The organism is Alcanivorax sp. 1008 (genome assembly GCF_020667895.1).
GTDB lineage: Bacteria > Pseudomonadota > Gammaproteobacteria > Pseudomonadales > Alcanivoracaceae > PGZG01.
In genome coordinates, this window is the sequence record NZ_JAFMPS010000013.1 from 20,018 (window position 1) to 30,587 (window position 10,570).

A 10,570-nucleotide genomic window follows, 5' to 3' on the forward strand; every position below is an offset into this window, starting at 1 on the left:
ATTATTTATCTTCGTCTTTCTCAAACTCGCTGCGGGCAGCATAAAAGCCAGTTTTGAGGCCATCCCAAGCCAGTTCAATGCCATCGCGAAGGTCCTCCAAAGCGTGTTCTGACGCCTTTTCCAGCTCGGCAATACGACCTTCCAACTCATGACGCTTGCTGCGGAACTCTTCTGCGCGGGCCTTTGCCTTGCTTTGCAGCTCATGGCCCATGTCCTGAACACGGTGTTCGAAGCGGTCAAGTTGATAGTCCCAGTCTTCCAGCTGGCTGCGAAGTTTTTCAATAAAAGATGACTGGCTCATAGCTTGCTCCTTGATGATCCATTTGGATGATTTTGCACCTGCTCTGTCTCAAGAAGACAGCCAGGGTGAAGAAAAGTTTTCCGGTTTGACTACCAGAATATCTGCGCAGCTGTGCAGCAAAATCTGCTCTGCAGTGCTACCAAGCAGTAATCGGCGTATGGCGCCACGATGGACGGAGCCCAGTACTAATATGCCCGGGTGTTGATCCATATATTCACCCAGAGCTCGATGCGGTGTTCCCTCCAGCATAAGGGCTGATTCAGCTGGTAAAGAAAATTCCTCTGCGCAGCTGTGTAGACGTTCCTGATAGTGCTGGCGCAGTGAGTCAATGCTTGATAGAGACACAGGTACCGCTTCCCCCGCCAACATAATCAGGGTTTCATCCGGGTACTCAACTACATGAGCAAGTTGCACCTCGGTATCCAGATTGGATGCCATCTGTCTGGCGGCAGCGACTATATCGCCATTTAAAGTGTCAGGGTGATCCAGGCCATGATCAGGGTCGACTGCGGCCACTACTGCTGGCTGCGAAGGCCAGGGGGTCTCGCCTACGCATAGAACTGGACAGGGCGCTTTACGGATAACTTTCCAGTCTCTCGGGGTTAGCAGCAGGCGCTTTAATATGGGTTCTTGAGCGCGATGTAAAACTAGCAACGCGGGATCCATTCGACGAATAAATTCCGCCAGAGTGACTGATTCGCTTTGCTCCCAAAAAATATGGGTTTCACTATCAGGTGCGTCTAGTTTCTCCAGTATGCGACGCAGCTGCTTCTCCCAGCCCTGCATGACGTTGTCGCGAGCACGCTGCAAGTGCTGTTTGTCCATGCCGACCGCTCGAATCAGGGCGGCAGAGTAGGCATTAACATAAACCTGCAGTGGGGCTCCCAGTTTTTTCGCAAGAAACACGGCTTTATTCAGTGCCGGCTGTGGGGCATTGATGTCACTGTCCAATAGGACAATTACGGATTTCATGGGTGACCTCTTAATCAGGCGCGCAGGCGACCAGTGCCGCAAAGGGCTTCGCGATCCAGAATTTCCACCTCGCGACCCTCTACGGCAAGTAGCCCCTGTTGCTGGAATCGGGTGAAAATTCTGCTGACGGTTTCCACCGCCAGGCCGAGATAGTTGGCGATATCGTAACGTGACATAGGCAGGCGGATTTGATGCCCTGACAAGCCGCGCATTTTCTGACGATTGGCAATCGAAATAAGCAGTGATGCGATGCGATCGTCCGCCGACTTTTTACTCAGCAGCATGTGTAATTCACGATCCGCCTGAATCTCACGGCTCATGAGACTGAAAAAATGATGCTGCAGCGATGGTATCTTGCTGGACAGCTCTTCCAGACGTGAAAAAGGGATTTCACATACTGAAGATGTTTCCAGCGTTTTTGCCGAAGTTACATGGTGTGCGGTGCTAATGCCATCCATGCCGACTATTTCCCCAGGCAGGTAAAAGCCGGTGACCTGCTCATCGCCTTCCTCAGAAACAACATAGGTTTTGACTGCGCCGCTGCGCACAGCGAAGACTGACTCGAACGCGTCAGAGGCCCGATACAGGTGCTCGCCACGCTTCAGTGGCCGCCCTCGGTGCATGATGTCTTCCAGTTGATCAAGCTCATCAACCGAAACTGCTAGAGGCAAGCAGATTGGGTTAAGGCTGCAGTCATTACAGGATGTGCGATGCGCCATGGTGGGACGTCCCTTCGTGTTACTTACCAGATAAAGGTTCGAACCCATTATAGCCACCTCATTTTGCCGATGTGCACCTGATAGGTGCTTTTTTTGCTGTACGAGCAGGGGTATACAATATACCCCGCATGGTATATAGGTCAGATTAGATGATCCGGCTAAAATGCCGCTTCACCGTGTCTTTCTGGTAACTGTCGAACACCATTGCCACCGCTCTGGCCAGCAGTCTGCCGGTGGGGGTGAGACGCAGTTGCTTCCAGTCAAACTCTACCAGCCCATCCTGCACCAGACGCCCCATCTGCATTAGCTCTGGGCCAAAGTAGCTGCGCGCGTCGATACTCCAGCGCTCCGACAGTTCATCAAGATCAATCCACATGCGGCATAGCAGGGTGGAGATCAGGTCGCGGCGGATCAAGTCGTCCCGGTTTAGCAGGCAGCCTCGCTCCAATGGCAGGGCTGCTGCATCAATATCATCCTGCCATTGCTCCACAGATTTTTGATTCTGGCCGTAAAAGTCTCCCAGAGCACTGATTGCTGAGGTGCCGAAGCCAATCAGGTCCGCATCACCATAGAGGGTGTAGCCCTGAAAGTTGCGGTGCAAAGTGCCGCTGTCCTGAGCTTGCGCCAGCGTGTCGCTGGGTAAAGCAAAATGGTCCATGCCGATGAGCAGGTAGCCCGCGCTATCTAGCATTTCACCGGCGCGGCGAAACATGCGCAGCTTTTCATCAGCAGAGGGCAGTGTCTGCTCGCTGATTTGCCGCTGTACTTTGAAGCGAGCCGGTAAATGGGCGTAGTTGTACAGGGAGATTCGCTCAGGACGTAGCTCAAGCAGCTGCTCTACGGTACGGGCAAGACTGGTTTCTGACTGCCAGGGCAGGCCGTAGATCAGGTCAGTATTAATGGAACGGTAGCCAAAGTCGCGTAGCCAGCCAAATACATCACGGATCATTTCATAGGGCTGGACCCGGTTCACCGCTTGTTGCACTCGCGGATCAAGGTCCTGCACCCCAAGGCTGGCGCGATTGAAGCCCAGGCCGCGCAGCAGGCCAATACGAGATTGGTCCACGGTGCGAGGATCAATCTCTACTGAGTAGTCAGCACGATCATCTTCCAGCAAATGGAACTGGCGAGCGGTGTGATAGACCAATTCTGTCATCTGCGCGTCGCTAAGATATGTAGGTGTGCCGCCACCCCAGTGCATTTGCAGGACTGGCCGCTGGCCATCAACGCGCTCCGCTTTCATACTGATTTCGCGTAGCAGCCGCTTGTGATATTCGTCAGCCCGCGTGGTGTCTGCAGTGACGATGCGGTTGCATGCGCAGTAATAGCAGACGTGTTTGCAGAACGGGATATGCATATACAGCGACAGGGGCCGGCGGGCCTGATTGCCCTGTTCCAGCGCCCGCCAGTAGTCATCTGCCGTTACCTCCTCATGAAACTGCAAGGCAGTAGGGTAAGAAGTGTAGCGAGGTCCCTGGTCGCCGTAGCGGCGGATAAGGTCAGTATTCCAGTCAATCATTGCGGCCACCCGCAGCATCAGTGGCGCCAGTATGTCGTGCCGCTATGGGTCCGTGTTGATGCATATCAATGATGATGAGGGTGGGAAGGCTCCATAACCGGGTTTTGTTGACTTGAATCAGACTGATGATGGTGCCCATGAGCGCCGGCCAGTCCCTGCCAGAATAGCCAGCCGGCCATAATTAACGTCAGAACTGCCGTTAACCGGCGCCAGCCTTGCCGGCGTAAAACGGTTAGCAGGCCAGTTGCGACGCCGCCAGCGGCCACTGGTGGGACAGTAACCAAACCAAAAACGAGCATCACCGTTGCGCCGTTCAATGCACTGCCAGTTGCCACGGATAAGGCCAGTGCAGTGTACAAAAGGCCGCAGGGCAGGAAGCCCCATAGCGCACCAAGCAGCAGTGCCTGGCCAGAGTGGCGAATCGGCACCAGAGAGGTGGTCAGTGGCTGGATACGCCGCCACACTGCCAGGCCGACTCGCTCCAGTTTGCCGAGGCCCACATCATGACCGAGCAACATCAGGGCAAGTAGCAGCATAAGTATTGCCGAGAGCATCCACGCAACTGGGCCAGCACCTGGCAGGGTATCAATGATCAGCTGGCCGAAAGCGCCGGCGAGGGCGCCGAGAATGGTATAGGTGGACACGCGACCAATTGCGAACAAGGCTTGCCAAAGCCAGAGTCGCTTGCCTCGTCGGCGATCTTCCTGAACCGCCATGGACAAGCCCAGGCTGATGCCCCCGCACATACCCAGACAATGGCCTGCGCCGGCAACAGCGAGCAGTGCTGCAGCGGAAATCGCTTCAGATAGGTTCATTGCTTAGTGTCTTCATCGGTAGGTTTGGTTTGCCTTTCCTGATCATCGAACACGACACGCCAGGCAGGGCTATCAAGATCATCGAATTGCCCACGTCTTAGGGCCCAGATAAATGCCCACACTGCTGCTGCAACAACCAGAGAGGCCAGAGGGACAAGGAATATCAGGATTTCCATGATGCCATCCTTGCCGCGTTCCAAGTGACCAGTAGTGAACTGGCAGACATGCCGATAGCCGCCAGCCACGGCGGAATCATCCCGGCCATGGCGAAAGGAACTGTGGTCAGGTTGTAGGCCAGTGCCCAGGCGATATTTTGCTGCAGTGTTTGATTTGCTCGTCGCGACAGTTTTCTTAGCCAGGGCAGTGCGGTGAGGCTAGGGCGTAACAAATAAATGCCGGCGGCCTCACGGGCTAACGCGCTGCTTTCTGCAACAGCCACACCAACGTCAGCATTGACCATGGCGGGAGCATCATTAACCCCGTCACCGGTCATTAATACGGATTTGCCACTGCTTTGCAGCGCATCAATCCAGTCTGCCTTGTCAGAAGGCCTTTGCGAGGCGCGCCAGCTATCTATTCCCAAGGCCTGTGCGACTGCTGACACGGCGCCTGACTGATCGCCTGAAGCCAGATGCAGGTGAAGGCCATCGGCGCGCAGTGCATCACAGACGGCTGATGCTTCGGCCCGCAAAGGGTCTTGCAGGCGTAACAGGTATACCGGCACCTCATCACGGTACAAGGCGACATCGGTAAGAGCGCCATCGTCGGCTAGCGACTGAGGTTTGCCGGAAATGCGCCAAAGGTGCTCTTTATACCGGCCACTGACCCCTTCGCGGCTATGAAGTAGATCGCTAAAGGTAATATCTTCCGGGCCTGCCAGCTGTCTTATCGCCACGGCGAGAGGGTGTGAGGAGCCACCCTCAAGTGCTGCGGCAATAGCTTTCAGGCGGGGCTCATCTTCCTGATTGTCGAGCACAACAGTTTCTTCAATGCGAAACTGAGCCTGAGTCAGCGTGCCAGTTTTATCCAGCATCAAGTCAGTGATATGACGAATACGCAGCAGGCGACGTGGATCGGCTACGAGTACGCCCTGACGCAGGGCCGCACTGACTGCCGCAGATATACTTAGAGGCCCGGCCAGAGCAAGGGCGCAGGGGCAGGTCACTACAAGTACTGAAATAGCATGCTCAAATGCGATAGTCGGGCCGCTGCTCCAATGAAGCCAAAGTGTTACCAGAGTCAGCACCAGAACTGCGCTGACGAAGCGGGAGGCAATCCACTGAAAGCGTAGAGTTTCCGCATGACGCCTGTCTACCGCTTGATCAACCATGCGGCCGATGCGAGCTAATAGACTTTCGCTGGCGCGGCCACCTGCATCGACTTCCAGTAGCCCTTCGCATAGCCGCGTGCCCGCATGCACGGGCTCTCCTGTCGTACGCTGCACTGGTAGGGACTCGCCCGTCAGCGTGGCTTCTTCCAGACTGCCACCGCCGCGACTTATCAGGCCATCCACCGGAACCAGCTCGCCGGCACGGACTTGCAGCCGATCGCCGGCATTTACCAGCATGGCCGGAACTGGCTGCCAGCTATTTTCCTGCCAACGTCGCACCACCAGAGGCAAGCCCTGTTGCAACTGCACCAGTTGGCGCCCAACCCGGGCACGCTGTCGTTGTTCGATCCAGCGGCTGATCAACAGGAAAAACACAAACATGGAAATGGATTCGAAGTAAACGTGTTCACCGCCGGTGAATGTGAACACTACGCTGCCACTCCAGCCCATCAAAATGGCTAGCGACACAGGCACATCCATGCTCATCATCCTGGCTTTGAGCGACTTCCAGGCACCACTAAGAAATGGCCAGCCGGAATAAAAGACCACGGGCGTGGCAATAATCACTCCAGCCACGCGGAAGAAATCACGCCACAGTGGTTCGAAGTCATTAAATGCACCAATGTATAGGGCGACCGCGTACATCATGGCCTGCATGCTGCCCAGCCCTGCCACCAATAGTCTCGCCAGTAATTTGCGACTGGCTTGCTTGTCTTCATTGAGCTCACCCTCGCGAACCGGCAGACGAGGTTGGTAACCGAGATTGTGGATTCGTCGGGCGATCTGCCCGCTATCAAGATCTCGACCGGTGATTCGTACTCTCAAGGTGGTCAGGTTAAGCGAAACAGCCGTTACATAAGGCAGCTCTTTCAGAGCCTTCTCAATCAGCCAGACACAGGCGGCACAGTGCACTCCATCAAGGGCGAGGGTCAGAGTCTGCTCACCATTCTGATTATCGATGAAGGGAGCGACCAGCTCTGGCAGATCGAACAATGCCAGAGAAAGCTCTTCGCCAAGTGCGGGGGCACTGGCCAGCTGGTCGCCGCGGAAGCAGTAGTAGTCACCCAAGCCGAGCCCGTGGATTGTTTCTACTGCGGCAGCGCAACCCGCGCAGCAAGTAGGGACTTCACCATCAGGCGTACGCGCGAACACAGGCTTCACCGCCGGGGTCCCGCAATGCCAGCAGTGAACATTCTGTTTCAATGAGCCGCTCCCAGCACCAGCTCGCCGGAAGATGAGACCGTAGCAGGTCCAGCCAGGCGCCAACTGACATCATCAGATGAAACGCGCACATGCCAATTGCCAGCTGGGAGCTGACTATCAGTATGATATTGACCATTGCCGGTATGAGTTAAAACCAATTCCTGATCCTGAGCCGCAAGGGTACGGTGGCGCAGTGCCAGTTGCATGGTTTCCGGCCAGACCATATCGCGACTGGCAACAAACTGTATATCTGTGCCGCCATCCGAGATTGCTGTTGCACGCATACCAATACCAAACTGGGCCGCTATGTTTTCTGCCGCCATATTGCGATTGGTGCCGCGGCCTTCTTTGTACCAGTCGTCGATAACCAGATCGTCGGCATTTTTTACTGCAGTAACCACCAGAAAAATTCCGGTGACTACCGACGATGCCGGAATGGCAATAACAAACCACACCCAGACCTGTTTATACCAGGGGCGATCAGGGGCGTCCGGCGATAAATCTGGACTCCCGCTCGCGGCGGATACCTTGGCCATCTTTGTCCTCCAAAATAAACCAGACGGTGCCGGTTTCTACGCTGTGATAGAAAGGGTCAAAGCCCAAGGTGACGCCTACAGTGGCATGACTGCCAGCGCTCACTTGTACTTCCTCCGGTCCAGTCCAGACCAGCCCCTCAGGACCCCGGAAGGAAAGCAAAAAGGTTTGATCCTGTTGGGTCTTATTCATTACTTCAAGGCGGTAGTTGTTCTTGATACTGCCATCGCTGGCCACGCGGTACAGGTTGACCCTGTCACGAATAACATCCAGGCCGGCGGGCACGCGCATAAATAGGGCCGCGACAAACAACGAAGACATTAGCACCAGAACAATGCCATAACCGATCAAGCGTGGTCTGAGAATATTGGTTTTCAGCCCAGCCAGTGCATTTTCCGTTGTGTAACGGATCAGGCCGCGGGGCTTGTCGATCTTCTCCATAACCAAATCGCAAGCATCAATGCAGGCGGCGCAAGTGATGCATTCGTACTGCAAGCCATCACGGATATCAATGCCGGTCGGACAAACCTGAACACACAGTCCGCAGTCGATACAGTCGCCAACACTGCTGTCATCGCGGCTCTTTGCGCCACGTGTACGGGGTTCGCCACGCTTGCTGTCGTAGCTCACAATGAGCGTGTCGTGGTCAAACATAACGCTCTGGAAACGAGCATAAGGACACATATACATGCACACTTGCTCGCGCATCCAGCCCGCATTCATGTATGTGGCCACGGTGAAAAAGCCGATCCAGAACATTTCCCAGCCGCCCAGTGATATGCCCACAAAGCGGTAAACCAGATCGGTGATCGGGGTGAAGTAGCCTACAAAAGTTATGCCGGTAATCAGGGCAATAAATAGCCAGGCGCTGTGCTTGCTGAAACGCTTTACTATTTTCTTTATGGTCCAGGGAGCTGCATCCAGCTTGATTCTGGCGCTGCGGTCTCCCTCTATCCAGTCTTCAACCCAGGTAAAGAATTTTGTCCAAGTGGTCTGCGGGCAAACATAGCCACAGTAAACTCGGCCTGCCAGCACGGTGAAGAAAAACAGGGAAAAGGCTCCAAGGATCAACAGCCAAGACAGGAGAACAAAGTCCTGCGGCCAAAACGAAACGCCGAAAATATGAAACTGTCGCCCAGGCAAATCGAACCAGACTGCCTGCCTGTCACCCCATTGGATCCAGGGCATTACCAAATACAGCCCCATGGTCGCCCAGATAGTCACTTCACGGACTCGCTCAAAGCGGCCGTTAATTGATTTCGGATGAATTTTTTCTCTGGCGGAATAAAGACTGATCTCAACAGCATCACTGTCACGGGGAGTGACATCAATAGCGGGAATACGTTTGTCTTTGCTCACCGCAGTTCTCCTTGCCTGATTACTGCCATTGTACGCCTAAGGGCGAAAAAAAGGCCTGCGGTTGTTCGCCGCAGGCCTCCTTGCCGCTACTTCCGCCAGTAACTTACTCCTGCTTTGACAGGCCGTAGACGTAAGCGGTTAGAACGTGAATTCGCTCGGCAGACAACAGCTCGCTAAATGCTGGCATAACACCCCCGCGACCTTTCTTGAGACCTTCCTCAATATCCGCCAAAGAGCCGCCATACAGCCAGATATCATCGGTCAGATTAGGTGCGCCGAGCATTTGATTGCCTGTGGCGTCAGCACCGTGGCAGGCAGCACAGACCATGAAACGAGGCGCAGCTCGCTCAATGGCCTCAAGCTTGGCTGGATCGTCACGCAGGGCAGGGCGGGAAAGGCTCTGCACATACAATGCCATATCCCGAGCCGCTTCATCAGTGCCGCCAATAGCGGCGATCATCGGTGGCATCATGCCGCGACGACCGTTGATCAGCGTAGTACGGATGGCCTCCGGGGTACCACCGTAGAGCCAGTCGTTGTCTGTCAGATTGGGGTATCCGCGCGCTCCGTTGGCATTGCCGCCGTGGCAGGTTGCACAGTTATTGGCGAACAGACGAGCACCAACCTCCATCACCTCCTGATGCTGCCACAGTTCGTCAGCAGGTACCTGAGCGTATTGCTCGAAGATTGGCTGAGTCTGCTTATGAACAAAGTCGACCTCTTCCTGCCACTGTCCTGCCTGTGTCCAGCCCAGTAGTCCCGGATACTTTCCAAGGCCAGGATACAGCGCCAGATAAACTACGGCGAACACCAGCGTCAGGATAAACAGCCCGAGCCACCAGCGCGGCAGGGGAGTGTTTTTCTCCTCAATACCATCAAATACATGGCCTGTGGTTTTCTTGGTAGCTTCTTCGTGGCTGATGCTACGGTTCCATATCAACAGCCCAGCACAGCCAACCAGCATGAGCACCGTCAGGGCAATGATGTACCAACTCCAGAAATCAGTCATGGCGCTGCGACTCCCGTCCGAATTCATTTTTATCAGCGACGAACGGCAGATCTGCTGCGGCGTCGTAGCGAGACTTGCGACCCGGCCAGAAAACCCAGATTACCATCGTCATAAAGGCGAGAAAGAAAATCAGGGTAAAGCCGGTTTGAAAAGTGATGACATCCATCATTATCTCCCGGTCATGGCGTGGCCAAGCTGCTGCAGATAAGCTACCAGCGCATCTTCTTCAGTTGCTTCAGACCATTCGCCGCGCACTTTTTCCATCTGTGCGGCGATCTGTTCATCTGAATACGGTATGCCAAAGGCTTTCTGGAATACGCTCAGCTTGCGTTCAGTGTGCTTCCAGTTAACTTGCGTTTTTGCCAGCCATGGATAGCCAGGCATGTTTGACTCCGGCACCACATCCCGTGGATTTCGCAAGTGAACCCGGTGCCAGTCGTCGCTGTAGCGCCCACCAACACGGGCCAGATCCGGCCCTGTCCGTTTAGAGCCCCATAGAAAGGGGTGCTCCCAGACATCTTCTCCGGCGACCGAGTACGGACCGTAACGCTCGGTCTCAGCGCGCAATGGACGAACCATCTGGGTGTGACATACGTGACAGCCCTCGCGGATGTAGACATCCCGACCTTCCAGCTCTAGTGCGGTATAGGTGCGCAGGGTCTTAAGCGGCTCGGTGGTCGCCTTTTGCCAGAACAGCGGCACAATCTGTGCCAGACCGGCAAAGCTGACCACGATCAGGATCAGGACGATCATCAGGCCGACATTTTTCTCGACTTTCTCATGAGCATTCGACATGTCGGGACTCCTTA

At 55.0% G+C, this 10,570-nt stretch carries 12 protein-coding genes; all 12 read right to left on the reverse strand.

The features are described 5' to 3' along the window. Position 1 precedes the first annotated feature (1 nt). Complete coding sequence (locus J1C54_RS13045) at positions 2–301, reverse strand: hypothetical protein (RefSeq protein WP_229148584.1); 300 nt, start codon at positions 299–301, stop codon at positions 2–4. Positions 302–349: 48 nt separating this feature from the next. Next, on the reverse strand, positions 350–1,273 hold the full coding sequence (locus J1C54_RS13050; protein ID WP_229148586.1) for a universal stress protein: 924 nt from the start codon (positions 1,271–1,273) through the stop codon (positions 350–352). 14 nt (positions 1,274–1,287) lie between these two features. Next, positions 1,288–1,992 carry a fumarate/nitrate reduction transcriptional regulator Fnr gene (gene fnr, locus J1C54_RS13055; protein ID WP_229148685.1) on the reverse strand — a complete coding sequence of 235 codons (705 nt, stop codon included), beginning with the start codon at positions 1,990–1,992 and terminating at the stop codon, positions 1,288–1,290. A 145-nt stretch (positions 1,993–2,137) separates the two neighbouring features. Next, a complete protein-coding gene (hemN, locus tag J1C54_RS13060) occupies positions 2,138–3,511 on the reverse strand; it encodes an oxygen-independent coproporphyrinogen III oxidase (RefSeq protein WP_229148591.1) in 1,374 nt (457 codons plus the stop codon). A 65-nt stretch (positions 3,512–3,576) separates the two neighbouring features. Further along, positions 3,577–4,326 (reverse strand): sulfite exporter TauE/SafE family protein, encoded by a 750-nt coding sequence (locus J1C54_RS13065; RefSeq protein ID WP_229148594.1) that lies wholly within the window; start codon positions 4,324–4,326, stop codon positions 3,577–3,579. Beyond that, the gene (ccoS, locus tag J1C54_RS13070) at positions 4,323–4,502 is read right to left on the reverse strand and encodes a cbb3-type cytochrome oxidase assembly protein CcoS (protein WP_229148595.1); all 180 of its coding nucleotides are present in this window, start codon (positions 4,500–4,502) and stop codon (positions 4,323–4,325) included. The genes J1C54_RS13065 and ccoS overlap by 4 nt, the downstream gene beginning before the upstream one ends. After that, entirely contained in the window at positions 4,490–6,922 is a 2,433-nt protein-coding gene (locus J1C54_RS13075; RefSeq protein WP_370635658.1) for a heavy metal translocating P-type ATPase, read from the reverse strand. Before J1C54_RS13075 ends, ccoS begins: the two co-directional genes overlap by 13 nt. Beyond that, a complete protein-coding gene (locus tag J1C54_RS13080) occupies positions 6,856–7,395 on the reverse strand; it encodes a FixH family protein (RefSeq protein ID WP_229148599.1) in 540 nt (179 codons plus the stop codon). Before J1C54_RS13080 ends, J1C54_RS13075 begins: the two co-directional genes overlap by 67 nt. Further along, positions 7,340–8,752 (reverse strand): cytochrome c oxidase accessory protein CcoG, encoded by a 1,413-nt coding sequence (gene ccoG / locus J1C54_RS13085; RefSeq protein ID WP_229148610.1) that lies wholly within the window; start codon positions 8,750–8,752, stop codon positions 7,340–7,342. Before ccoG ends, J1C54_RS13080 begins: the two co-directional genes overlap by 56 nt. A gap of 103 nt (positions 8,753–8,855) precedes the next feature. Then, on the reverse strand, positions 8,856–9,761 hold the full coding sequence (ccoP, locus tag J1C54_RS13090; RefSeq protein WP_229148611.1) for a cytochrome-c oxidase, cbb3-type subunit III: 906 nt from the start codon (positions 9,759–9,761) through the stop codon (positions 8,856–8,858). After that, positions 9,754–9,930: a cbb3-type cytochrome c oxidase subunit 3 gene (locus J1C54_RS13095; protein WP_229148612.1), complete on the reverse strand. Its 177-nt coding sequence runs from the start codon at positions 9,928–9,930 to the stop codon at positions 9,754–9,756. Before J1C54_RS13095 ends, ccoP begins: the two co-directional genes overlap by 8 nt. Continuing rightward, positions 9,930–10,556: a cytochrome-c oxidase, cbb3-type subunit II gene (gene ccoO / locus J1C54_RS13100; protein ID WP_229148613.1), complete on the reverse strand. Its 627-nt coding sequence runs from the start codon at positions 10,554–10,556 to the stop codon at positions 9,930–9,932. Before ccoO ends, J1C54_RS13095 begins: the two co-directional genes overlap by 1 nt. Positions 10,557–10,570: the final 14 nt, after the last annotated feature.